Source organism: Chitinimonas arctica (genome assembly GCF_007431345.1).
GTDB lineage: Bacteria > Pseudomonadota > Gammaproteobacteria > Burkholderiales > Chitinimonadaceae > Chitinimonas > Chitinimonas arctica.
On the sequence record NZ_CP041730.1, the window covers coordinates 1399843 to 1425265 of the forward strand.

Genomic DNA, 25423 nt, shown 5'->3' on the forward strand with positions numbered 1-25423 from the left:
TTAAGCGGGCTTTTTCACGCCTGTTTCATCCCTCTGCTTCATTCTCCGCCACCCTGAATTGCGGGTTTGCCAACCAGGCAACGGACCGTCAATCCGTCCATGCGCGTTCTAAACGTAGCTAGTCGGCTGTTTGCCGAAGGGCGCGTTCATACACCAGCAGATCTCCCGCCGAAAAGCAGCAGAAGATCACTTCCTGAATAGTCGCGAACTCGACAAGCACCGAGCGAACAGTGGCCACCGCAAGCGCCGCCGCGCACCATCCACGCCTCCACCGCCAAGAAGCGATGAATTCGCTGCATTCACTATGGCGTCCACCGCTAGCGTGGTGATATCCGCCTGGATGGCGCGGAGGATGGGTGGTTTTGAAAATATCATTTCAGTTGGGAAGTAAACGGGGCCGTACCCAAGGAGCAGAGCGGATTCTACGGAGCGCGCGTGCTCAATGAAATGGCAGCGGTACAGCGCCCAGGGTTGCACACGTGACAGTGGAGATACGGCTGAGCCTGAAATGGCATGCATATAATTTGCCCGCTTGCCATTCCGGTGCAGTCACAGCGGACTCCCCTCCCCGTCTGGGCTCATCGCTGTCCCCAACACGCTCGCCACGAGGCCTTGCCGATGATTCACTCTCCAACCCGCCGTACTTTTTTGCTCACAGCCGCAGCCCTTCCCCTTATAGGCGCCTGTGGTTCCCTGGACATTGCCGCCGGTCCGCGCACCGCGACCGCGCAAGCGCAGCTCGCACAACTCGAACTCGCCTTTAAAGGCCGCATTGGGTTTTTTGCGATCGATACAGGCAACGGCAGCTCGCTTGGCTACCGCGCCGATGAGCGCTTTCCCATGTGCAGCACCTTCAAGATGATGCTCGCCGCAGCAATCCTGGCGCGCAGCACGCAAACGGATGGCTTGCTCAAGCAACGGATCCAGTACGGCCAGCACGACCTGCTCCCCCATTCGCCGATTACCGAGCAACATCTCAAGGACGGCATGCCGGTCGCCGATCTTTGCGCCGCGACGGTCCAATACAGCGACAATGGCGCCGCCAATCTCTTGATGAAGATACTCGGCGGTCCGGCAGCCCTGACCGCCTTTGCGCAATCCATCGGCGACCACACCTTCCGCCTGGATCGCTGGGAAACCGAGCTCAACACAGCCATCCCCGGGGATGGCCGAGATACCACCACGCCCGCAGCCATGGGGCGCAGCCTGCAAGGACTTGCGCTTGGTAACGCCTTGCCCCCTCCGCAGCGAGAGCAATTGCAGACTTGGCTACTTGGCAACACGACCGGCGCCACGCGGATTCAAGCCGGCGTACCCGCCGGCTGGCGGGTGGGCGACAAAACGGGCACGGGTTCCTATGGCACGGCAAACGATATCGCCGTTCTTTGGCCTGCACATCGTGCACCCGTCGTCGTGACGGTTTTTACCACGCAGAAAGAACAGCATGCCAAGGCACGTAACGATGTGATCGCTTCCGCTGCCAGGATTGCGGTGGATTGGCTCGTTTAAAGCTAAAAATGTGCGGCGGGTCGCCTAGGAAGAGCTTCAGCTTTTCTTCGAAGCTGTTCCAAAATCGACACCGCCACACCAGCCTTCAGAGGGCCTGTGCTATAGTCTCGCCCTTTGCTAGTCCAGCTATGCCACCCTCCGCCCGGATGGTGAAATTGGTAGACACAAGAGACTTAAAATCTCTCGACCGAAAGGTTGTGCCGGTTCGACCCCGGCTCCGGGCACCAGCAGTTTTTCTTGATAAAACAGGTAGATAGCTTCGACCCTAGGCTACCTGTTTTTCTTTTTCCAGATCAGGGGTATGGCAAGAATATGACATGACATCGTCAATATGCTTGCTGTGCTTATGCAAATGGTCAGGCGCCAAGTGCGCATATCGCCTAACCATTTCGACCGACTCCCACCCACCCAACTCCTGTAGCTCGGCCAGACCCACCCCGGACTGGATCAGCCAACTCGCCCATGTGTGGCGCAAGTCATGAAAGCGAAAGTCTTTGATGCCCGCCAGATCGCAGGCCTTGTAGAACCCGACATTACTGGCTCCCTTGATAGGTTTGCCTCGGTAGGTAAAGACTACTTCGTGATGCTTCCCGATTTGAGACCGCAATGCGTCAATGGCGGTTTGATTCAGCGGGATACCGATGGCTCTGCCAGCTTTCGCTTCGTCAGGGTGAACCCAGGCAACATGTCGCTGCATATCGATCTGGTCCCACCGCAAGCTGTATATGTTGGTTTTACGAAGCCCTGTCGCCAGTGCAAAACGAACGATAGGGACAAGATGGGGAGGCAAGAACCCAATCAGCCGCTGCGCCTCAACTGGCCTGAGCCAACGAATACGACGCTTTTTTTCTTTATATAGTGAGACGTGCGGGGCTTTATCAATCCAAGTCCACTCTTTCTCAGCCATACGAAGGATTGCGCGGAGCAGTGCGAGATAACGGTTTTTTGTGGAGCTGGAAGCCTGAGTGGCTTCGTTAACTGCGCTTCGGCAGTGCTCACCCGTAATTTGATGCAGCTTTATCTTTTCAAAGAACGGGCGCAGTTTGCGAAGCTTAATCTTGTCGCCATGAATACTGCGCTTATGCGACTTCTCTTTCAGCCATCGCAATGCCGCCTCATTGAAAGACCGCACCGCCTTTTCGTCCAGCCGGGTTATTCGCCATAAGTCGCCCTTGAGCCGATCATGGAATTCCTGCGCGGACTTTTCATCGGCAGTCCCAGTAGAACGTCTAATTCTTTTTCCGCCTGGATCGAGAATATCGACGTACCAGAAACTGCTATTTTCTTGCTTGTAGATGGGCATGTTGTAGTTCCTTTTGGACCTACCGCCGCCTGCCCAGGGCGAACATACTCGCCGCGAAGGTAGGCCGCAAGGTCGTTTTCTAGAATGACGTAGGCTCGACCGACCTTTCGGCCTGGTGCCTCTGACGCCTTTATCTTGTTGCGCAAGGTTTCCGGATGGCATTGCGCCAGTGCTGCAGCCTGTTCAAGCGTGTAGGTCTGCATCGGCGCCCTTCCCCTCTCTACGAAGGCTGTACCGGGCAGGCAAGCCGCGAATGGACTCAACAACGACCACCCCCTCTGCTGCCATAGCCTGCAGTTCTTCGAAAACGATATTTGTGTCGAGGCGCAGGCAATGCGCCAAGTCGTCGGCAGTCACGCTGCTACCAATCTGTAAAGCGGCAACTGAAAGCGCCCTAGTATTCGTCCTGTTCAAGTGCGTTCTCCGTGTTCATCGACTACGCCGCTAAGTCGTCACCATGCGGTGGAGCACATCGGCAGCCACGACCGGAGCCGGAGCCATGTCCGACCTGGCAATGCGTGGACTGGCGTTGCGATGCAGGGCGATAACCCCACGAAGCAAATATTAGCCACAAGTAATTTTCCAGTCAAGTCAAAAGTTAATTATTTGTTAGCTTTACCGCACAGGAATATGATGGGGCGGCGATACCCATGGGAAATAGCAGAGTCGTCCTGCAAAATTTTGGGGGCTGGAGAGGGGGGTAGAGGCTTTACGGTAGGAAAAGACGGGGATGAGGGGCGATGCGGGTTCAGGCCGGTGATGCCCGGAAACGTCAGGCGTAAAAAAACCCACCACAAGGGCGGGTTCGGAGTGCATTTAGTCGCTGGCGTGTATACCGTTGCTGGAACAGCCTTAGACGGTCTTGCATCTCCTCCTTTACCACCATGGCCGCTCTACCGGCTTGAACTTCACGTCGACCACCACACCCATGACTCGCAAGGAGTCGACATGTTCGGCCGCAATGAGCCGGTCAGGGTAGCGAACCTTGTCCGGGCTATCGCTGGTCATCCGGATGGCGCCATCCGGTTCTCGATAGAGCCGCTTGATGTAGAACTCGCCCAAGTAATCCACGGCAAAGACTTCCCCCGAGCGAATGCTGGAGATATGCGTGTAGATGGTCACACTTGCCCCGTTGGGAATGCGAGGTTCCATGCTGTCGCCATCGACTAATACGGTTGTTAATTTTTCGGGGAATCGGATGTTCAGCGTCGCAGCCCAGCGCCTGCTGTAGCGGTGTCGCTTTCCCTCGTCATCCATTACCCATTGTATTGCGCCGTTGCCGGCAGATACTTTTAGTCTCAGTGCCATTACCTCAAATTCGTCTTCTTCTACCTCGTCCTCATCATGGTAGATACTGGCCGGGCGGGGTTCCGTCCGGATATTGCCGGGCTCGGCGCGAAGCTCTTCGCCTCTGCCGGTGGCCAGCCAGTTAGGGTTGCACTGTAGGTACTCGGCCGCCCGGAGCAAATTCTCGCCCTCGACCGACTTCGTCCCCCCGTTCATCCACTTGCTGATCGATGGCGGCTTCACGCCAACGTAGCGAGCTAGGTCGGCCGGTCTACGGCCGATCACATCCAGCCGTTTCCTGATTCGTTCTGCGAGTGTCATGGGTACATATTATTTAGCTAAACTCGTTTCTTGCGGGTCATTTTATTTCTTGCGGCTATCGTTAGCTTAGAGTAACATTTAATTAACTAAAAATCGAGCATTCGTAGATGCAGAAAGCATTCGTGATCCGCAATTTCGGCAGCGGGTCGGAAACAGCCAGGGCGCTGCGTATCAAGCCGCCATCGGTATCGAAGTGGCCGGAAGAACTGCCCGATTCGGCAGTGGGGCGTATCGCCCGTTTACGTCCCGATGCGCTGCGCGCTTGGTGGAAAGAACAACGCAAGCACCGTCAAGCTGCGTAGGCAAATACCCCGCGCCTCACCGAGATCCATTTTGGCTGTTCAGCCAGAGCTTCCATGCGCTGCATGTGTAGGGCGCACTCCCCCCAACAATGCTCGAGGTTGCCCACGCATAAACATTTAAATACGCCGCCTTGTATGAGCGGATTGAGGTGCTGTTACGCATGCAGCAGAAAAGGTAAAGCCCTGCGGGCGTTGATGCGCCAGGTGCAGGGCTTTGTGTTCGGGCAAGGAACGAAAGGAATTATGAAACAACTTCAAACATTACACCAGCGCATTGAGGGTGGCCGGCTTCGCTGTCTCCCCTTGGAGGGCCGCGTATGAGCGCAGTCCTTCGCCTGGTTCATTCTGCCGAGCCCACTGCTCGGCCGGAGGCGCCGCGCATGCAAGACGGCTTTATCCGCATTCCGAACGGTCTGTTCGATGCACTGCTGAGCGCCGATATCCCGGCTCGCCATCTCAAGGTGGCATTGGCGGTGATCCGCAAGACCTATGGCTTCGGCAAGCAGTCCGACGACGTCACCATCACCCAGCTGGCAGAGGTGGCGGGTATCCATCGTCCGGATGCCAGCAAGGCTTTCCAAGCCCTGCTCGCGGCCAACATCGTGTCGGCAAGCAAGGGTCGGCATGGCTCGGTGGTGTCGATCAATGCCCCGGAAATGTGGGATTTCACCCCGTATCAAAACGCTACGGTGAGCGCTACGAACGTAGCGGATTGCTACGGACAAACGTCGCAAAACGCTACACACAATAGACAACTCCAAAAGACAGTTATTACTTCCTCACTTCGTTCGGAAGTTGTCGACGTGCCGGAAAAGCGGGTCAGCAAGGCAAAGCCTCCAGTCGTGCCCTGCCAGCAGGTGCTGGACGCCTACAACGCCGAGCTGGGTGACAGCTTGCCCCGAGCGCAGATGCTGAACGACAAGCGCCAGAAAGCCATCGGCGCCCGCTGGAAGCAAATGCTGGGGACCACCAACCCGGCCGGCAAGCTGCGTTTCGACGACACCGCATCCGGCATCGAGTGGTTCGCCAAGCTGTTCCGCAAGGTCCGCATGAACCCGCACTGGATGGGCGAGAACGAGGACGCCACATGGACGGCCAGCTTCGACTGGATCATGGGGCCAGAAAATTTTATGAAAGTTTTGGAATACCGCCAGGCGGGCAGAGGTAATGCATGAGCGCACCACACGATCTTCCCTACGACGAACTGGCCGACGTGAACGCCCAAGCCCTGGCTGGCTATCTGCCGCCGTGCAATGTGAACGCGGAGCAAAGCGTGCTGGGTGGCCTGATGCTGCAACCGGAACGGCTGCACGACATTCCCGTCCTGAAGTCCGAGCATTTCCACCACGAAGCGCATCGCTTGATCTTCGCTGCCATCTCGCGCCTGGTGGTCGCCTGCAAGCCGGCCGACGTGATTTCCGTCTGTGCTGAACTGGACCTGCGTGGCGAACTGAATGCGGTGGGTAGCTTGGGCTACCTGGGCCACATCGCCGAGAACGTGCCGAGTGCCGCCAACATCAAGCGCTATGCCGAAATCGTGTTCGAGCATGCCTTGGAGCGCGGCCTGCTGATCGCTGCAGCGGAAATCTCCGACTTGGCGGTGGAGCGTAGCGGCCGGACGGTGGCGGAACGCCAGGCGGAAGCGGTTCGCCTGCTGTCCGGTATCGCCGATGCCGCCGCGACCGACTCGGGGCCGACAACGATGGCGGAGGGCGTTCGCCGGGGCACCAATGAAATCATGGACCGGATGGATCGCGGTGACGCCTTGGGCGGGCTTTCCACTGGCCTCGCTGGGCTGGACAAATTGTTGGATGGCTTGAAGCCGGGCGACCTGATCGTCATCGGTGGCCGCCCGTCGATGGGCAAGTCCGCCCTTGGTTTGGGATTCGCGATTGCTGCCGGCCTCAATGGTCAGACGGTTTCGTACAACAGTTTGGAAATGCAAGCGTCCAAGCTGAGCAAGCGTGCCGTGGCCTTCGTCGGGGCCATCAATCTTACCCGCATGAAAACGGGGCGGATGACGCCTGACGAGTACACCGCCTACACCGTGGCAGCGACCAAGCTGTCGGATGCGCCGATCTGGATCGAGGACCGTTCCGGTCAGACCCTGGAACGCATTGCCGCCGAGGCCCGCACCATGAAGCGCAAGCGGGGTCTGGTGATGCTGGTGATCGACCACCTGCACTTGATGCCCATCAAAGGTGAAAACCGCGCCCAAGCGCTGGGCCGTGTGTCCGCCGGGCTGAAGGAGCTGGCAATGGAGCTGGGCATTCCCGTCGTGCTGCTGGCGCAGTTGAACCGGGACAGCGCCAAGGGCGGTGCAGTGCGTCGCCCGACCCTGCCGGACCTGCGTGACTCCGGCGCTATCGAGCAGGACGCCGACGTGGTGATCTTCGTGCACCGCGAGGAGTACTACGACCCGAACGCGAGCGTGGGTGAAGCAGAGCTGATCGTCGCGAAGCATCGCGACGGTGAAATCGGCACGGTGCGCGTGGGCTGGCAGGCGGAATGCACCCGCTTTATCGACACCCCGCCGAGCTGGTCGCTCAAGCAGAAGGCAGCGGCCAAGCGCTGGCAGGAGGAAGAGCTATGAGCGACCGGACTGGCATGCGTAACCACCCCAAATCAAGACCTGGCATCGCTGATGCCGACCAAAAAATGACCCAAGGAATTGAGCAGCAAATGAATCAAATCAACGTAGCGAATGAACTGACCACTGGCCTGAAGGATCTGGACGACCTGCTGGGTGGCGGTTTGCAGCGGGGCCAGTTGGTCCTGGTCGATGGCCCGTCGGGCATCGGCAAGACAGCCCTGGGCTTGGGTATCGCCACGGCGAATGCGCATAAGGGCGTGCCGGCCGCCTTTCACAGCTTGGACAAGCAGCCAGAACATTTGGGCGCGCGCCTTCTTGCTACGGTAGGTGGTGCAGATCTCCGCCGACTGCGCAGCGGCCAACTGTCCGACGACGATGTCACCCGCTGCCATTTCGCCTCCGATCAGCTATCACATTTTCCGATGTGGGTTCCAGTTCGTGACCACCGCACGGTCGCGCAGATCGCCAAGGAGGCCCGCTAATGGCAATTTTTAAGAGCGTGCCGCAAGCACTGCATTTCGCCTACATCATCCAGGCTTACGAGATTGGCGCCGAAAGCGCCATGACCAAGGCACTACGCCGCATCATGATGGAGCTTGGCATCTGGGAGGAACCCGGCGCGACGAATACCTCTGTGGATTTCAGTGGTCTGGACCGCATTGAAGTCCGCGCCCAATGCGCCATGATTCGCCAGATGGTCGACGACCATTTGCCGTGGGCAGAGCGCTGCGCCATCGTCGCGCGCTATGAGCCCGCCGAACGCGTCGAAGAAAGCGGCAGGCGCCGCTTCCTGTTTTCGCCGGTTCGTTACGAGGCAATCCGCGCGCTATCGGACTACCTGGCGCCTTCGTTCGGCCGCTATAACCGCGACACCATCGACCTGATCGTCGCCCGAGTGTCTGATCGTCGGGTGGTCGAAGGTAGCTACCTGCGAAGTGGCAGCCAAGTTGGGCATGGCGCATACGACCTTAGCGGACGTGTACAAGCGGATTCGTGGACGGGTGGTTGATCAGCGCTTCCACTCTGGCACATTGATGCCTATTTAGGAGGGGGCGTCCATCCCTTTGGTTCATTTTTGTACTCCGGTTGGAACTTGTATGTAAGCTTCACAGTGCTGTTGAAGTATTCCAAGTTAGTGCACCAGATACCGAGGCCGCTAGAGCCCTCTGTGCACGAGTGTGGTTTGGGGCTTAGAGGGGGAATATCTCGTGATAGACACAACGCTACACGATGATGGGGGCTTGTTTGCGCCTCCAGCGAGTGCATGGGTACGTTTCCTGAGGAGCTACGGACCTACATCGAACAATCTGACTATGTTCGACGAATACGTGTTGGGTGCACTGGGTCGGGCTAAGGTCCAGCCGATCAGTCTATCGACACCGCTACTCGACGACATGGTCAAGCACATCGAGTCCAAGACCCCGGGTTCACTCTTGATCGCTGGTACAGCAGGGGATGGAAAGACCTACCACTGCCGAGCCCTATGGACCCGCATCGGTGGTGATCCAAAAGTCTGGGCAGACAAAGAGAATGTCAAAGAGCATCGTCTAGCCGACGGTCGCTTGGTGGTTTTCATTAAGGACCTTTCCGAGTTTAACGGTCAAGAGAGCGACTTGCCGCTGCAGCGGCTGGAAAAATCAGTCCTTGGCGAAGACGACTCCGAAATTGTGATTCTTGCAGCCAACCATGGTCAGCTTCTCGACCGGCTGCGTGATCTCGGCAAACGGCAGGATCGAACCCATCCTCTGCGAAAGCCATTGCAGGAGTGCTTTCTGCAAGCGGGACCCGCACCAGATCGCCTCGCTGTTTTTGACCTCAGCCGCTCAACTAGTCGCAAGACGCTCGATGAGGTAGCCAAAGCTGTGGCGGGGCATCCTGAATGGGCTAACTGCGTCCACTGCTCTTTCAAGGCTGAAGGGAAGGTCTGCCCAATCGATGAAAATCGTCGACGCCTGCTTGGCGAGACTGATGGTGGGCAGCTCACTCGCCGCCTCGGGGATCTAGTCGAGATCGCCCGACTCAATGGCTTCCATCTTCCCGTACGGGATTTGCTGGCTCTTTGCTCAAACATGGTTCTTGGTTATGCGGATGCTAAAGGCGCCAAAGAGAATCTGATGAGCTGCGCCGACGTGCCCAAGATCCAGGAGAGCGGGCATGTTAGCAAGGCTAGTGTCTACGCCAATGCTTTTGGGGCAAACCTGCCCAAGCGTAGGGCATCCGATCGCCCTGTCTTCAAGGCTATGGCTAGCTTCGGCGTAGGGGAGGAAACGACCAATGCGGTTGATGGTCTCTTGGTGTACGGCAAAGATGACTCGCGGCTCCAAGCCGACTTTCAACGGCTAGTGGCTGCCGACCCAGTCTACGGTGCGACGGCAGAGTTCTCCGCGGCCCAGGACGCCTACTTGGAGGGCCATGAAAGCTCGCGCTTGGAGGGTGGTTCCTCCGAGTTTTTGGAGATGCTAGAAGCCCAGCGCCGCCGTTTTTTCTTCGCCTTGCCTGAGGCCGAACTCGGATACCCCCATTGGTCGATGACTGTGTTTCGCTTTGCGGGCGATTACCTAGACATCACTGAATCGCTTAAGGCCAAGAAACCTGTGAGCGAAACCACCCGTGGGCGTATCGCTCGTGGTCTCAACCGGGTTATGACCGGTCTGCTTTTGGAAAACGTGGACCGCATCTTCATTGCTAGCTCGGGTGGTTTCACGCAAAGCCGAGTGAGTGTGCTCTGTGACCACGAGACGCCTTCACGGAGGCAAGGTGGGGTGGGCATGGCGATTAAGCTCGACGAGGAAACCGGACGCCCGCAGCTCGAGTTATCGCTTTCTCCTGGAGCCGGTAACTCCGTTGCCTTCGATCTTACGCCCATCCGGCATGAGTTCCTTTCGCGTGTGGCCGAAGGCGCACTGCCAGCAAGTTTCTCCAATGAATGCCTCGAAGACCTTTTGGCTTTCAAGGCCAAGCTCTTGCGCAAGGCAGAGATCGTACGCAAGGCGGGCTTTGCCAGCGACGACGATGAAATAGGTGGGGAAGCTGCCGCACTTACGCTGGTCTTCATCGATATTGAGCCGGGAGGCCGAGGTTTTGTCCGCCCAGTGACAGTGAGAACCCCGGCATGAGCGAGATCTTCAAACGCCCCGAGATCAAGAGCGTCGATTTCTGCGTTGACGAAAACATATGGGGGCACCGCCTCTACGACGAGCAGCTCCCGCATTTGACAGTGCTCGAGTTCCTTGGCGCACTGGGTTCTAACTTGGACCGCCCCCTTCGCCCTCACGAGGGGTTAAGTGGAGCCTTCAAGTTCCAGCCGCAGCGCCAGATTCGCCTCCGCGGCCTGCTGTTCAATAATCCCTATGTCGAATCTATTTCCGCGAGTGCGCTACCCAACGAAGAGAAGTGGCGGCAATGGTTCGAGCGGTTCAGCCAAGGCTCGACAGGCAATGGCGATGGTATCGATGACATGGCCTACCTGCGAGAGTCGTTCACGAGCTTTGACGACTTCGCCAAGGCTGTCGAGCTGTTGCGCTCCTCTTCGTTCGAATCACGCAGCAACAAGCGCTGGAGTTCGAAATTCGTCTTCCCCTTCGGCCCAGATGCTCTCTACGAAGACCTAGAGATCGACTCTAAGGGAAAGATGAGCAACGATCGGCGTTTCTTCGCACGTACTGGTGAGCTGCTCTACATGATGCTCACGCGGGCAAAACGCGGCCCGAGCTCGGAGATCTGCTTGCAAAGCGCCTGTTCGACCGTGAGGCACCGATGAATCGGCTTGCCCGTGCGATGCAGGGGATGCCACAACGGGCGGAGGATTCTCGACAGTCTGGCTATCTGCCCGAGGTCGCCAACGCGCGTTTCGACCAGATCTGTGAAGACTGGCTGTCTATCCTAGCCAAAGACATGCCGATCTACGATGCCTTGGAACACTTGATTGCTATTACGGGCCTCAACATGCTGCTCTACTTCCTCGAGAGGGCGAAGCGGGTGGCTGGTGATGATGAACCGGTGGAAATCGTCTGCGAGATCGTCTCGAAAGAGCGGACGAAGGTCCGTGCGCTCTCTGGCGATAGCTATCAGCTCAACCAGGGCCTGCCCGCCAAGGCGGTACGCGCCCATGTTGAGGCAATCCGCCTGGATACAGACTGGGCCAAAGCCGCCTCGAGTGAGTTCCCGGAAGCCGAGCGCGTGAAGCTCATGCGCGAGCGCTTCCAATGGCCATCGGTCGATGGCGGCGATGACGAGGACTATTCGGGAGAGAGCCCAGACATCTTGGTCGCTAAGCTCACCGAGCTCGCTCTCGCGCGCCATGAGCAGCATGTCGGCAAGATCCATTCTTCCTGGTCGCGCGCTATTGGATTGAGTTCCCGCCGGCTCTCACGGCGCACTCGCTACGCTCCAAATGACCGGCTTTTAAAGTCGATTGTGGTGGCCATCGTTGATGACCGTATGCAGTTCGATGAGTTCTTGACCGAAGCCAGGCGGCGCTATGGCCTTGTGTTTGGCGACGCCGAAGGCGCGCGATTGGTCGACGCTAAGTTAGTCGACCAAGAGGAGCTCAGCGAGAATCGGGACAACCTCGAAGCACGGCTCGTGGGGTTGGGCCTGGTCCGCAGACTCTCCGACTCCTGCTCGTTTGTTGAAAACCCGTTCGCGTTTAAGGGAGAGGTTGCATGCTGACCGACCGCATTATTGGGCGCGTCGGCGCGGACATCCTCGCCAAGCGCATTTCCACCCCCGGTCAGCCCGGCGACTCCACCGCTTTGTTTCGGCTCGACAAGCTCTCGTCGAGTCAGATCGCTGCCGTGGCGCGGGCAATTCTAGCCAATCCGGATTTGTATGCCCGCGTAGATCTTATGATCCCCGAGGCGCTAGTTGATGGCCAAGGCCTGCCCTCTGATATTTTGATCTCGCACAATGCCGGCTATGTGCGCAACAACGCTACTACTTCTAAGGTGGCAATCCTTACCGCCAACGGCAATGAGCATAACCTCGCCGATACGTTGGGCCATGTCATGGCCATCGGTGCTAAAGAGATGCGTACTGACCCCGAGCCTTGGGTTGAGGCCGCCTTGCATGTAGGTGGGCTCTCACCCGTGCCGGATGATCGCTCCGTGTTCCATGCAGCATTGGGTGGCTTGCTGGCTTCTTCCGAGCTCTCACTCGTCCAGCTTGGCGAGTTCTGCTCCGAGATCGTCGAGGCCATGTCCACCCGCGGGCTCGCCATCCGAGACGCTGTTGGCTTCGCTATGCCGCGCGCGGGCTTGCCTCGCGACAGCTCGTTTTTTTCGAACGCGAAAACCTTTGGCTCCCTGCGCAAACCCTGGCAGAAAGCCTTCGCAAAGCTTTTCATCCAGCGTGCACCGCTGCTGAAAAAGCTACGTCAGAACGGCCAGCCGCTCGACCCCGAGGAACTCCACGAGCGTATAGAGGCCAACGCGGCGGAGATTGCCGATGCTGCACGCTTGGCGCTCGACGCCTTCGCTGCGGCTCCCGCGGGCGATCAGGAAGCGACAACCGCATTGGCTCAGTTCGAGTGGGAGGCTGACGGTGTCTACCTGGCATTCGACAAGCCGAAGGAGAAGCAACTCGGGTTGGCCGACGCGACCGTCCACTTCTTCGACCATGACTGCGATCAAGAGAATTCACTCGAGCCGGAGGGCCGCAAGCTCTTAGAAGACCTGAAGTCGCGTGAGCGCCGTTCCGATTTCACCGAGGAGGACGAAGAATTCTTTGTCAAACAGCGTCGGCTGATTGAGCAAGATCCCAAGCTCTGCGCGCGCTGGGAGAAAGCCCTATATGGCAAGCCCATCGAGTGCAATGACTTCTTCGATGGCTTCGCCCGCGTGGTCAATAGCCTCCATGCAGGTCTGCTTGATCCCGAGGGAGAGCGAATCTTGCGCTTCACCGTCACCAAGGGCCGCAAGGAATGGCGCGAACGTTTCAACTACGACGCCGGCAGCTACTTTTCGGTGATGTATCGCGGGTTGAAGGAGCTAATGGGCTCCAAGGTGGACTGGAAGGTCGAGCGTTTGGGCAACGCCAGTCTGCTTGACCCACTCTTCGACTACGAGGCCTTCTTCGCTAAGGAAAAGGAACTCCGAAGCGACAAAAAGAACAAGGTTAGGCCGAACTCGTCGCTCGCTCGCGCGGCCTTGCAGATCAAGTTTGATGTGGCCTTGATCCAGGTATCCAAGGGCAAAGAGACTATCCTGGCAAAGACCCAGCTCCTCTGGAGTTACAAGCCCACATCGATCGGCTTGTCGATGGTCGCAGACATGCGCCGCCTCTTGGAGAAGGGAGCGGTCGGTTGCACCGAGGTCCCGCGCCGCCTAGTGAGCAAGAAAGGTGGTGTCCAAAATGTCTCGCTGCTCGACACTGGTACCTTGGAAGCGACCTACTCGACCGATGCTGGCTCTCTGGTGCCCGCAGTCAACAAATTGCGCAGCCTGCGCCACGACATCAAGACCCGCATAAAGGAACTCGCAGACGAAGGCCGGTTGACCTCCTTGCAACGCGATGAGGTCAAGGCCTCATGGGACAAGTTTGAAGAAGACTACATCAAGGCGATGGAGGACTTTATCTCTACCGGCTTGCATGGTGAGGCGGTTATGCGCCAGGCGGAATCCTATGGCGAGCTGCTGACCAGCCTGATGGCCCATGCTCGTGGTGACGTATGCCGGTCCCGTTTAGTCTCGGAGGTACTTTCGGTGGGGACCGCACGGGTTGCTGGCGATAACCCCGCACTGATCATTCCACCTTGGCATCCGGAGCGCATGAAAGCCTTGGCGGTGAAGTCACGCCGCGTTGCTGGGTTCGCCACCCATTTGCTATCGAGTGGCAGCATCCTCTACGGGGATCGCGAGATCTTTATGCGCGAGCTCTCTGACGAGATTGCCCATCCGTTCTACCCGGAGATTGCGGTTCTCAACAGAGCTGGTGCACCAACACTGGTTTCGGAGAGCAGCACGGTCAACGGCTATAGCCTTTTGGAGTCGCCCACACGCGGCGCCGATGATGCCATGACTGATGTCGATCCTGCTGCGGCCGCCAAGCAGGCGCGCGAGCTATTGGAGCGCTATGTTGGTTTGCAACCTCACGAGGCCTCCAACCTCAGTGTCGTGCTCTATAACGCCGACGCTGCAGAGTTGCCGCTCGCGACAGTGCGCGAACTTTCCTCCATCCAAGAGGATGGTAAGTTGCAATGCAGCGTGTCAGTTCGACACTCAGATCCGGCCAAACTTCGCAGCGTATATGGTGAGCTAGTCAACAAGGCCGGTGACGATCCTGACCTGCCCGTGGTCAGCGAGACCAGCGACAATTTCATATCGAAGCTGCGCATTTCGGTGACCCCGATCTCAGCGACGCCAAGTGAGAGCGCCCAGGGTTTCAAGGCCTTCGACGTGGCCTTCCTGCATGACGTAGTTGCACGTGCTGCTCAGTCCGAATGGCTCTCGGTTCCGTGGACCAATGATAGGCCGAACCTTGAGCATGCACCGTCTCGTTGGTCCTATCGCAGCGTCTCTGGCGAAAACGAACTCAAATCCACCACGTTCTTGGCTTGTCCCTGGCAAACGGCGTCTGGCTGGGCCTATGTATCGGCTGTGGCTGCTGTATGTCGCCAGCTCGACGCACTGCCTGGCGAGCGCTACCTGCCGGCGCGCCGCATCTCTCTGCAAAGCCCCGCGCTGGCTGGAATGATTAAGGATGCCCACGACCTGGCTGAATGGGTTGCCACTTACGATGAGCTGCTCGACAAGCGCCAGCTCCAGCACAACGACATTACGGTCGTTCGCTACCGCCGTGGTTCCACTAATGGTCGGAACATGATCGTGAGTTCGACTTCCGAGTTGCGGCTGTTGGGCGTGCTGGTACGCCGTCGCCTCAGCGAGCTGAATTTGCAGCTCGATGCGGCCGAGATCCAAGCTACCGCCGAGAAAGCCAAACGTGATGCGCTTTCTGTTTCCGGCGATATCGTGCTGCGCGCGGCCAAGCGTGGCGTTTCTGCAGGCGAAATGATCGGCCTAGTGCTCAGCCGCTATCTGCTTGCCGAAGAATTCAAGATCGCTGCAGGCGGGGACCAGGTCTTGACGGCCTACTTCCTGCTTGATGACTACGCAAGTTGGTTATCCCAGCCGGAAAGCCGCATAGCCGACATCCTCGCCCTCAATGTCGAAGAGCGGGACGAGGGTGTCCGTGTCGTCATCTCTATCGTTGAATCGAAGTACGTCTCCGCGGACAGTATGGCCAAGGCGCGTCGAGACTCTAAGGACCAGCTTCTCTCCACACTGGGTATGTTCCGAGAGGCGCTCTTCGGCGATCCCGGGCGGCTAGACCGCGACGTGTGGCTGGCGCGCTTGGCCGACATGCTTATCGACGCAGATATTCCTCCGGGTATGACTGGTCTGATGGAGCGCGCGCGGGCAAAGCTTCGCGAGGGTGATGTTGAGATATCGCTGCGCGGCTACTCGCACGTTTATGTTCACACTTCGGATGCAGGCTCGGCTTCCGCCTCCGACCAGGAACTTTTGGAAGAGTCCGACGGAGTGAATGCCTGGCAAGAGGTATTTGACCGCCCTGATCTACGAAAGCTCGCTGAAGCCTACGCCAGAGGGACAGGCGCACTCGAAGCTCGCACAGGGTTGGGACCTCAGCAGCCCTGGAACGGGCACTGCTTTAAGAAGCCTGCCCCGCGCGTGCCTTGGCTCGCTGCCATGGGGCTACTCGCCAGCGGTGGTGTGGATCCGTCGTTAGAAGATACTCCTGTACCTGTTGAAGCGGCCGTGTCAGCTATAGCTAGCAGCTCCGTGATAGAGCCCACATCGTCAGCGCAAAACCTGGTCCAAGCTGACGTTGAGCCGAGCACTTCGGTCTCGAGTTCCCTACCCGCAACGATCACCCAGTTTGGTGCTGCGCTCTCAGAGTTGGTCGCCACCAAGTTCGCGGGCGGCGCGCAGTCAGACGCTGAGCGCGAGGAATGGGCTCAGGATGTCACCAAGAAGCTCAAGGCCGCGCTTAACAGCTACGGATTGCAAGCCGCGATCCTCGGCACGCGCCTGACACCCAATGGCTGCCTGGTACGTCTGGCGGGCTCCGACCGGCTGCGCGTCGAAGACATCGAGAACAAGCGCACCCAGCTTCTAACCACGCACGCGATCAACCTGGTCACGGTCCAACCCAAGCCAGGCGAGATCGTAGTGACGGTTGCTGGCACTAAGCGGCAGGCCGTGTCGCTCTGGGAGCTGTGGTCCCGCCGCGAACTCAACCGCAACGTCGCCGGCATCAACACTTCTTTCCTGCTGGGGCTCCAAGAGATCAACGGCGCGCTGCTGTATTTGAACCTAGGGGCAGAGTTCGGTGGACTCTCGTCCCACGAGCCGCACTCGCTGGTGGCTGGGGCGACCGGCAGCGGTAAGTCGGTGCTGATTCAAGCTCTGATCCTGGACATCGCTGCGACCAATCCAAAGGATCTGGCCCAGATCATCTTGATCGACCCAAAGATGGGCGTTGACTACGCTCCTTTGGCCGATTTGCCGCACATGCGCGACGAGATCGTCACCACCAAGGAGAAGGCGGGCGAAGTTCTCGAAGCGCTGGTGCAGGAGATGGAGGATCGCTACCGCGCATTCGCCAAAGCCCGTGCTCGCGACCTGCCCACCTACAACTCCAAGATCACGGCTGCCGAGCGCCTGCCAATGGTCTTCCTGGTCCACGACGAGTTCGCCGACTGGATGCTCGACGACGCCTACAAGGCGGCGGTGGGCGCGGCGGTGCAGCGCCTAGGTGTGAAAGCCCGCGCAGCCGGCATCCATCTGATCTTCGCAGCGCAGCGCCCCGACAAGGATGTGATGCCGATGCAGCTTCGCGAGAATCTGGGCAACCGCCTGATCTTGAAGGTCTCCAGCGAAGCGACATCGAAGATCGCGCTCGATCGGCCCGGCGCCGAGCTGCTGCTGGGCCGAGGGCACCTGGCCGCCAAGCTCAACGGCGAGCAGGGCCTGGTCTTCGCCCAAGCCCCGTTCCTGTCGGACCAAGACATCGAAGCGGCGGTGGCCGCCATTCGGGCAGACAACTCGAATCAGTAACCCAGGGAGAACTTCGTGGCGCAGCCTTTCAAACACGATGCCGCCTGCTTGCTCGACTTCTTTTCGCAGAGCGGGCGTGGCTTTTATGTGCCCTACTACCAGCGCAACTACTCGTGGGACGAAGAGAACGCCACGAAGCTGATTGAGGACATTTTCTCCAGCATCAAGCGCACGCTCACAAAGCCAGAAAACAGCATCTCCCTTGGCACGGTCATCTTGCACGACGAGAAGAATGTGCAGACTGACGTCCACTCGGACACGCCAAATCTGTTGACCAAGGTGGCGAATGTCGTTGATGGTCAGCAGCGCATCACTTCGATCGCGATGCTGGCCTGTGTGATCGCGGAGCAGATCTCTCAGACGGTGCCCAAGCTCAAGGCTTTGGCCGGCTCAGCGGCGGAGTTCGACGTGTTGGCGACAGAGTTGACCGATGAGCTGCCCAACATCAGAAAATTCTTCTCGGTTGAGATCACCAAGACCGGCGCCCAGCCGGCGCTGAAGCCGAAGATCATCCGGGCGGGCGATGTGTCGGCGAACCCTGTGTCCGACCAATGGACGCTAAACGGCCCCATCGACAACTTCTATCGCTCCAACACGTCGAGCTTTCTGTCGAAGTTCATCGCCGGCATTTCCATCGACGCGATTCCGACCGACGAGCGAGTGAGCTCAGTGCTAAGGGTCTTCCGGGAGAAAATCAGCGAAGAGGTCCAAGCGGCAGACGCAACCCTCGCCATCGGCCTGTTGTCGGCTGATGGCGTCGCGAATGGAAGCCTATTTAGTTTCATGGCCTATCCGCCCACCTGGTCGAATATCGGCTCCCTGAACCTCGAAGAGCAATCCGTTTACTCCGGCGGGATGTTGCTGCTGGCGGTATGCGCCTTTTTGAAGAACTCGTGCCACCTTGTGGTCATTGAGTGCCTGGACCTTGGCCTGGCCTTCGATATGTTCCAGTCGCTGAACGCGACCGGCACGCCCCTGACTGCGTTCGAAGTGTTCAAGCCGCAGCTGGTCAAGGCGTGGGGCACTGGCTACTCGACGGCGATCAAGCCACAAGTCGACCGCATCGAGAAGGTGTTTGAGACCGAGAGCAATTCGTCGGACAAAGAGGAACTGACAGACAAGGTGATCGTGTCCTCAGCCTTGATTTTCAATGGCATGGAGCGCAGCCGGAGGTTTAGCGAGGAACGCGATTGGCTCACAGACACGCTAGAGGGGTCGTTGGCCGCTGGCGCGCCGACCCAGAAGTCGATCGACTTCGTCACGACCATCGCAGACCAGGCTGAGTATTTCCTGACCTTCGTGAAGCCTCGGAGGTCGCCGAAGAATTCGAACACGTTCGGCCTTTGCGACCGCTTGATGCTCTTGGGGCTGTCCCAGCAGCAAGCTGACCGCGCCGGACTTTGCGTCTTCTATCTCAAGGACGCAGGCCATCAATTCGCCCATGCCGTGCTGAGCGTGTTCTATTCCAAGCTGCTGCGCTCGCAGTCAAATGCGGCGAACAAGGCAGCCGCGGCGGCCGAGTTTGTTGCGATTTGCGAGGCGACGGCAGCCTTCTTCACGCTCTACATGGGCGCGCAACAAGGACGCTTTCCCGATTCAGACTATCGAGCGTTGTTCCAGTCGACCGCTGGGAATATCTCCTTTGCTAACGGGGCGGCCAACCAATCCGTTTCGTTCGTCAAGGCGGCTTTCAGGCAGGCTTTGGAAAACCAGAAGATCTACGACGCCTCCAACGCGGCCGCCGCGCGGCAGATCTGGGTGGACCTGGCCAAAGAGAATGCTTGGTATTCCCGCAAGGCGGTTTGCCGGTTCGCGCTGTTCGCCTCGGCTCACGACGCCGCGTCGGACCTCACGCCAGGCAACGAGGGTCTTTTTACCAACGGCATGGCAAGCTCGGCCGACCTGCTGAACTGTCGCGTATGGCACATGACGAGCTACGAAGTGATCGAGCACGTCGCCACACGCGACCAGCCATCAACTATCAAGTTCCCCGCGCACTTCGATGCCCCGATCTACCCAGGAAACTATTCGATCGTCGACAAACTCGGCAACCTAACCCTGCTGTCCACGGCGGTGAACTCGTCGATCTACTCGGAGTGGCCGGACAAGGTCTTCTACTACTGGCACCTCACCACGCCAGGATCGACGGCCGTAGGCCCAACCGGAGCCACATTGGCCGCCGCGCTGGGCATCGACATTGTTCCGCCCTCGCTCTCTACATTGGTCGCCGCGTCGAACTATCAGTCGCATTTGGCGCCCCTCGCGTTCCGTGGCCAAGGCAGCCACCGGTGGGATGCCGCGTTCATTGCACGGCGATCCGAGCACCTGTGCCAACGCGTCTTCGACAAGCTTGACGCTTGGCTGCGATAACAGACTGACATTCGGCCCGGCCCGTTTCCTTGCGACTCGCACTACGCTTGTGCCGGTCCTGGCAGGACCGTGACGACTTCAATGTCTTCTTCCTCATCGGCATCGTCGAAGCGGTAATGGTCTTGGTGAAGAGCGAAATCGCTTTGCCGATGTAAATCCAGGACGTATTCGAGAGTGCGTCGTTCCCTGAAGCGATCGAATTCTTTGCCGTATCGCATCATGGTGTTGTAGTCGTAGGACTCAAAGCCGGGGCTAGTCGCTGTGCCGTGCTCACTCTCGTAGGTCCACATGTTCCCTAGGTAGCTTGCGGCGAGGCCTGCTTCGATCAAATGTTCTGACAACCTCCGAGTCTTAGCGCAGATGGGGCAGGGGTGAGGAGGAACTGTCTTTGGATCGTCCGCGCTCATTTTCCCCTCGCGTTCCAGGCTACTTGTGGCACACGGCACAGGAGCCGTTGCCCTCGTCGACGCCGTAGATGTCGTCGATGTCGTCCGGGCAGGTCTTCACAGGCCTCAGCGGATTGATGGGGATGCTCTTGAGCATGCGGGCTCGGCGGATGCCGTATTCCGCCTGGATCTCCGCCACGCGCTCGGGCTTTTCCATGTCAAAGAGCGATTCGCCCTTGGACCAGGTGAAGGGCGAGCCATGCTCCAAGGCGTCTTTTTCGAGCGCCTTGGCGGCCTCGTAGGCCTCTGGGTGCCGCTCGCGCAGGCGCACCCACTCGATCTTCTGCTGGAAGAAGCAGAAGGTGCAGCCGCTGCGCGAGCGCCACTCGTAATACTTCGGGTAGCCGACGCCAGAGTTCTCCAAGATGTCGATCACGCCCGCCTTGTCGATGCCGGCCTCGCGGAAAGGCAGCTTGACGAACAGGTTGTCGGCTTTGGCTGCGTAGCCCTCGCGGTAATCTTCGTCGGCCCGGATAGCGACATATGAAGTTACCTTGTCACCAGCCGCTAGCATGGGCTTCACCCATTCCTCGAATGGAGCCAACTTCAACTGCCGGGTACACCAGCGCGAGCTAGGGTTGGGTAGGAAGTGGTTGAACTGGCGAAGCCAAAAGGTGAAGGTGCGCTTCGGATTTAGCCTAAGAATGGGTTTGCCTAGAAATCCTTCTAGCTTGCCCAAGAACTCTTCAACCTCAGGTAATTCTTCACCGGTGTCGGTGAAGAAGTACTCGATATCAAGCTCAGGGTGGTGGTCGCGCATGTAGACCGCTAACGCGGCGCTGTCCTTGCCTCCGGAGATACCCAGAACGTGCCGTTCAGCCATTCACTTCCTCCTTATCAATGGACGCCAGCTTCATCCCGACTTTGGCCAGGATTGCCAGTAAAACTTCCGTCCCCAAACCATGGCCTTCCAGAATCGAGGCGACTTCGTTGGCCTTCGCCTCCACCGTCTTGCGGTGGCGATCAGATATCGCAAACGAGCGTGAGATCGTTTTGGTGTCCGAGCCAGTACCGATAATGACGGCGATGGCCTCGCTGTGCGCTTTGCGACCCTGCACTGCTACGAAAGCCTCGGCTTCACGAAAGCGCCGGGCGAACTTGGCGAGCTCCAAGATCGCCGCGTCGATGTGGCGGTCAACCCAGTCACGCGGCGGCTTCTCGGCCGCCAGGCTTAGGATGCCCTCAAGCGAGCCCCTGCTTCCGTCGAAGTTGGCCAGGCGTGTCGCGAACCCGTCGAGGCGCAGATCGCCTGAGATACCAGAGACGGATCTAGCTCGCTCGCGCAAGTCTTCGAGATCATCGCGGCTCGCGTCGAGCGCTTCGAACATCTTGACTTCGACCTCGCCGAGCATTTTTCCGTAGGCGCCGGCCAGTTCCTGCAGCGGTGCACGTAGGGCCTGCACATAGGCCTTGCCATCGGTGGCGCTCAGCAACGAAGTAAGGTCGACGAACAAGACCTTGTGCGGGTCGCTGGCCTTGAGGAGCATATCGCGCATGTCTTTGGCCGTCTGTCCCAGCCGGGAGGTTCTTCGAGCCCACTCAGGTAGATTGAAGACCATCGCCACTAGTCCGCGAGCGGCCTCAAGCGGATCAGCCGCTTCAGCCTTCTCGCCGATTTCGGCCAGGAGCTTCGAAATACCTTCGAGGATACGGCTCTTGTCCTCATCAATCGCCACCCAGCGCAGCGAGAAGCGATCTGGGTCTTGCAGGCACTCGTCAATATCGAAGTCGGTGAGCCTGGGTACGAACATGCCATCCTTGTAGACGGCGATATTGGCTTTGTGAGCCAGTAGGAAAGCCGTGAGGGTCACTGGCTGAATGCCCAACTTCATTCCAAAGGGCGGCGCGCTCCACAGTGCGTAAATCTCATGCGCACCCACCCGGGCATTGGCGTCAGAGAATAAGGTCCTAGTCGCCTTCCACAACAACTCGAATCCCGAAGCAAAGCCGTCGCCGGGTTGCATGAAAGACCATGCTCCAGAGGTGTCCTGGCGATGCAGTTCCGTACTCTTGAGTAGAGTCTCATAAAGCCCGCGTTCGGCGGGGAATCCTTCGAAGCCCAAGGCCTCTTGTCCCTCGGCATTGATCATCGCGTGCAGCAGGTCACGACGCGCCTTCACGCTGTTGCTCGATACGCTGTCACGATTGACGAGTTCGCTCCAAACTGGAGGCGAATCGCTGAACAGCTCTTCTGCGAGTGCAGAGGCTACAGGCGAAAGCTTTGAGCCTGGCTCGATGACTTCATCTGTTCCGTCGTGCCACTTTGCAAGCGACACTGCAGCTTGGAGTTGATCCTCCAAATCTGCACGGGTAGCGGCCAGTCGAGCGTGCACCTCGCGGCGGGCGACGGGATCGCCCTGGAGCTCGTGGCGATCCTTAACCTGCTCCAAAGCCACTAGCTCGGCGGAGAGTTCGGCGATACGGGCGTGGTTAGTGGGGATGCCAACCATCACGGGCCACGGTCGGAGCTTGGAGCAAGCTTGCGCGCGCAGCCGCGACGCTCGCGGACTCATGCCCTTATTAGGCAACGCAAGGATGAACATTCCGAACTCGCCCTTCTTGGGCTGGAAGTTGGCGGCGATCTTTTCGGCTTGCTCAATGCTGCACAGCGAGAGCTCCATCCAGCGCATGGAGCCTGTCTCGTGGTAATACCGCTTGGCTACCACTGGATGTAGGCCCATGAGCTGGGCTAGGTGGGCGTAGTCAATGCCGGGCGAGGTCGCTAGAGCTTGGGCAACGGCAGCGTCAATGTCGAAGTCGCTTCCCTCGAACACTGACCAAGCCCCGGTGTAGCTCTTGTAGAGGGCGACTTTCAGGGAAGAGAGCTTTTGTAGCGCAGCGTCGAGCTCTCCGCGCTCCGTGTCGTGGAAGAGCGCACCGATCACAGAGGCGTCGGCCGCCAGACCCGAGCCGTTGCGGAACAGGTCGATGACCGCGATGTTCTTAATAAGCGATACCAGCAGAGCATCGCCCGTCTTTGCTTCAGCTCGCTCTACCGCTTCGACGGCTTGCGACCAGCGGTGCCCATCGGGAGAGGCGAGGATAGCCGGCTCAAGGTTTGAACGCAGATAGTCCCAGTAGTCACTTGGGCGATACCAGGTCGCTTCGCTCTTGAGCGTTAAGTTCAGGTAAGAGCGGAAGCCATGAGGCTCCACCGAAGATAGAAACCCGAAGGTGCTACGCTCGTTCTGCCCGAATTGCCGCTTGGAGATTGGCCCCAACAGCGCGGCCATAGCCGGATGCAATGGCCAGCAGGCTTCCAACGCGGCGGCGAAGTTCTGCCCCACGGCGGGTCTGCGGGAACGGATCGCATCGGCGATGATCTTGGACACCTCCCGCATCTTAGGTGGACGCTCCTTGGCCTCGATAGCACGGCCGATAAGTTCGACGACCTCGTCGCTCGCGGCCACGAAGGGTAAGTCGACATAACGCCCTTGCACTTTGGCCCAGTCGTCGCGGGTGTCGATGCCCATGCGAGCTGAATACTGTGCGAAAGATTGGTGCAGCACACCGACAACGACAAGGCGTCCTTCGGAGCGGGCAGCGGCTTCGGCGAGCTCTTGGAAGAAGTAGACATCGTCCCCGGAGCTAAGGGCTGAGGCCTCTAAGAACTTGCCCATCTCGTCGATAATGACCAGCACACCGTCACGCGGGCGACTCTTCGCCTCTTCAAGCAAATCCGCGATGAAGGTTTGCGCGTTGGGCTTGTTGCGGCCGTCTACTGTCTTACCTTGAACACGGCGGAGCGCCGCGTAGAGCTCAGCTACGATGCTGCCTCTACGGCCGACCGCTGGGACGATCAGCCATCCTGCCTGGACGGGGAAGGCTTTGTCGAAGGCTGGCTTGGAGTCCAGCCGCAGGGTCTGCCGGGCTTTCGCGCGAAGGTCCTTGTCGGCGTGTAGCGCGCTCGCCAAGGCGACTGCGAGCGAACTCTTGCCTCCACCAAACGGCCCGGTCCAAGTGAAGCAGCGTTGATTGGTGCCGATAAGCTGATTACACATGCCATCAACTACGGCGGTCGCAGTCGAGTGGCAGATGTATCCGGAAAGGGCGTCGGCCCGCCCGATGTCGGCGTCAACACGGATGGAGCGCTGGTATTGGCGCGAAATCTGGACGATGTCGGACAACGCCTGTTGCTTCTTGTCAGTCATAGGCGCGCCTAATCATGTTCTTCATATCTTCCTTGGACAGGTTTTTGCGGTGAACCTGCCGAAGGCCGGCGGAGTCTGTCCATTCGAGCTTGCGCCCGGTGAAGTCGGAAATGGCGATCAGCCGTTGGGCGATCGACTCCTCGTCGAGCTTGAACACTCGGCCGGGAGACCCTTCGGCATAGGCCACGGTCTCAAATGCCAACGAGCTTTGGCCTTCGGCTGCGCGATTCCAGAAATCGACGAGGGCATAGGCGAACACGCCGTCATGCAGCGAAGACTTCGGGCCACGACGGAACGCGTATTGGCCCTTGTGGACCTCTTGAAGCAGACCTAACTCGCCCAAGAGCGGCTCGGCGAAATCTTCTGGAGAACCGCCGGCAGTGCGTGGCGCATAGCCACGTAGGCATGTTTCCAAGTCACGCGAAATTGTCGAGGCTGAAAGTCGATGTTTCGGATCGAGCTCCCGAGCGTAGCGCGCTAGCGGCTCTTCAAGCTCTTGCCGGGTGAAGGTCGGTGCGGTCACATGATTGAACAGCCAATGCCAAGTCGTCGAGCGGAAGCAACGACGGGCGAGCTGCCAATGTACTAGCCACGCAGTGCTTGGATTTTCTGCATATGGGTCCAAACCACCGTCGCGAAGAATTTCGCTGGCGAGCTGATTGATACGAAACTCGCTGGGGCTTACTTCAGTCATCAGTCCACACGCTAGTGCCCAATGCTTGATCGAAGCCACCATGTTCTTGCCCACACCAAACGATGCGATGGCGTTTGCATCTGCAAAGGCTGACTTAGGGATGACGCCCTCGCTCGTTGCACGGTCAAAGGCTTTCTTCAGCCACATCTGACGGAGCGGAAAGGTCTCGTGACCAGAGAAGTGCGCGCGAGCACCTGATTCTGTTTGTGTAGTCATGCGTAGCATTATAGAGCCAATATGGCTCAACTGGTGGAGTTCACCAGTTCATGTAGCTTGACCGAAGCTTTGTAGCACCACGATGGTAGTAGCGTGGTCTGACAAAGTATCGAAATACCAATTATCTTTATGTTTTATAAGGAAATTATTGCGAA

At 58.6% G+C, this 25423-nt stretch carries 17 protein-coding genes, 1 tRNA gene and 1 pseudogene; 12 read left to right on the forward strand and 7 right to left on the reverse strand.

Annotated elements, in window-relative coordinates:
• Positions 1 to 618 precede the first annotated feature (618 nt).
• Entirely contained in the window at positions 619 to 1509 is an 891-nt protein-coding gene (bla, locus tag FNU76_RS06200) for a class A beta-lactamase (RefSeq protein ID WP_143856898.1), read from the forward strand.
• Positions 1510 to 1649: 140 nt separating this feature from the next.
• Positions 1650 to 1736 (forward strand) — tRNA-Leu (locus tag FNU76_RS06205).
• A 38-nt stretch (positions 1737 to 1774) separates the two neighbouring features.
• Here the strand turns inward: FNU76_RS06205 and FNU76_RS06210 are convergent.
• The 3 genes and pseudogenes from FNU76_RS06210 to FNU76_RS06220 all read right to left on the reverse strand — a co-directional run bounded on the left by FNU76_RS06210 (position 1775) and on the right by FNU76_RS06220 (position 4420).
• Positions 1775 to 2812, reverse strand: a complete 1038-nt coding sequence (locus FNU76_RS06210; protein WP_143856899.1) for a tyrosine-type recombinase/integrase — start codon at positions 2810 to 2812, stop codon at positions 1775 to 1777.
• Between the two features lie 62 nt (positions 2813 to 2874).
• A pseudogene (locus FNU76_RS25430) lies at positions 2875 to 3015 on the reverse strand (helix-turn-helix domain-containing protein); the annotation flags it as partial.
• A gap of 673 nt (positions 3016 to 3688) precedes the next feature.
• Positions 3689 to 4420 carry a S24 family peptidase gene (locus FNU76_RS06220; protein ID WP_143856901.1) on the reverse strand — a complete coding sequence of 244 codons (732 nt, stop codon included), beginning with the start codon at positions 4418 to 4420 and terminating at the stop codon, positions 3689 to 3691.
• 107 nt (positions 4421 to 4527) lie between these two features.
• On the opposite strand from FNU76_RS06220, the gene FNU76_RS06225 reads away from it, so the two are divergent.
• From FNU76_RS06225 to FNU76_RS06265, 10 genes are all read left to right on the forward strand, one after another.
• On the forward strand, positions 4528 to 4722 hold the full coding sequence (locus tag FNU76_RS06225; RefSeq protein WP_143856902.1) for a Cro/CI family transcriptional regulator: 195 nt from the start codon (positions 4528 to 4530) through the stop codon (positions 4720 to 4722).
• Between the two features lie 317 nt (positions 4723 to 5039).
• Entirely contained in the window at positions 5040 to 5897 is an 858-nt protein-coding gene (locus FNU76_RS06230) for a replication protein (protein ID WP_143856903.1), read from the forward strand.
• The gene (locus FNU76_RS06235) at positions 5894 to 7315 is read left to right on the forward strand and encodes a replicative DNA helicase (RefSeq protein WP_143856904.1); all 1422 of its coding nucleotides are present in this window, start codon (positions 5894 to 5896) and stop codon (positions 7313 to 7315) included. The genes FNU76_RS06230 and FNU76_RS06235 overlap by 4 nt, the downstream gene beginning before the upstream one ends.
• On the forward strand, positions 7312 to 7797 hold the full coding sequence (locus FNU76_RS06240; RefSeq protein ID WP_179958374.1) for a DnaB-like helicase C-terminal domain-containing protein: 486 nt from the start codon (positions 7312 to 7314) through the stop codon (positions 7795 to 7797). Before FNU76_RS06235 ends, FNU76_RS06240 begins: the two co-directional genes overlap by 4 nt.
• Positions 7797 to 8324, forward strand: coding sequence for a hypothetical protein (locus tag FNU76_RS06245; RefSeq protein WP_143856906.1), 528 nt, complete (start codon positions 7797 to 7799; stop codon positions 8322 to 8324). The genes FNU76_RS06240 and FNU76_RS06245 overlap by 1 nt, the downstream gene beginning before the upstream one ends.
• Positions 8325 to 8628: 304 nt before the next feature.
• Entirely contained in the window at positions 8629 to 10431 is a 1803-nt protein-coding gene (locus FNU76_RS06250) for a hypothetical protein (protein WP_143856907.1), read from the forward strand.
• A complete protein-coding gene (locus tag FNU76_RS24440; protein ID WP_223879245.1) occupies positions 10428 to 11075 on the forward strand; it encodes a hypothetical protein in 648 nt (215 codons plus the stop codon). The genes FNU76_RS06250 and FNU76_RS24440 overlap by 4 nt, the downstream gene beginning before the upstream one ends.
• The gene (locus tag FNU76_RS24445; RefSeq protein WP_223879246.1) at positions 11072 to 11986 is read left to right on the forward strand and encodes a hypothetical protein; all 915 of its coding nucleotides are present in this window, start codon (positions 11072 to 11074) and stop codon (positions 11984 to 11986) included. The genes FNU76_RS24440 and FNU76_RS24445 overlap by 4 nt, the downstream gene beginning before the upstream one ends.
• A complete protein-coding gene (locus FNU76_RS06260) occupies positions 11980 to 17391 on the forward strand; it encodes an FtsK/SpoIIIE domain-containing protein (protein WP_143856908.1) in 5412 nt (1803 codons plus the stop codon). The genes FNU76_RS24445 and FNU76_RS06260 overlap by 7 nt, the downstream gene beginning before the upstream one ends.
• A 15-nt stretch (positions 17392 to 17406) precedes the next feature.
• Entirely contained in the window at positions 17407 to 19761 is a 2355-nt protein-coding gene (locus FNU76_RS06265) for a DUF262 domain-containing protein (protein ID WP_143856909.1), read from the forward strand.
• Between the two features lie 41 nt (positions 19762 to 19802).
• Here the strand turns inward: FNU76_RS06265 and FNU76_RS06270 are convergent, their stop codons facing one another.
• The 4 genes from FNU76_RS06270 to FNU76_RS06285 all read right to left on the reverse strand — a co-directional run bounded on the left by FNU76_RS06270 (position 19803) and on the right by FNU76_RS06285 (position 25268).
• The gene (locus FNU76_RS06270) at positions 19803 to 20090 is read right to left on the reverse strand and encodes a hypothetical protein (RefSeq protein ID WP_143856910.1); all 288 of its coding nucleotides are present in this window, start codon (positions 20088 to 20090) and stop codon (positions 19803 to 19805) included.
• Positions 20091 to 20187: 97 nt separating this feature from the next.
• A complete protein-coding gene (locus FNU76_RS06275; protein WP_143856911.1) occupies positions 20188 to 21030 on the reverse strand; it encodes a phosphoadenosine phosphosulfate reductase domain-containing protein in 843 nt (280 codons plus the stop codon).
• Positions 21023 to 24358, reverse strand: a complete 3336-nt coding sequence (locus tag FNU76_RS06280) for an ATP-binding protein (protein WP_143856912.1) — start codon at positions 24356 to 24358, stop codon at positions 21023 to 21025. Before FNU76_RS06280 ends, FNU76_RS06275 begins: the two co-directional genes overlap by 8 nt.
• Positions 24351 to 25268, reverse strand: coding sequence for a DUF4007 family protein (locus tag FNU76_RS06285; RefSeq protein WP_143856913.1), 918 nt, complete (start codon positions 25266 to 25268; stop codon positions 24351 to 24353). Before FNU76_RS06285 ends, FNU76_RS06280 begins: the two co-directional genes overlap by 8 nt.
• Between the last annotated feature and the right edge of the window lie 155 nt (positions 25269 to 25423).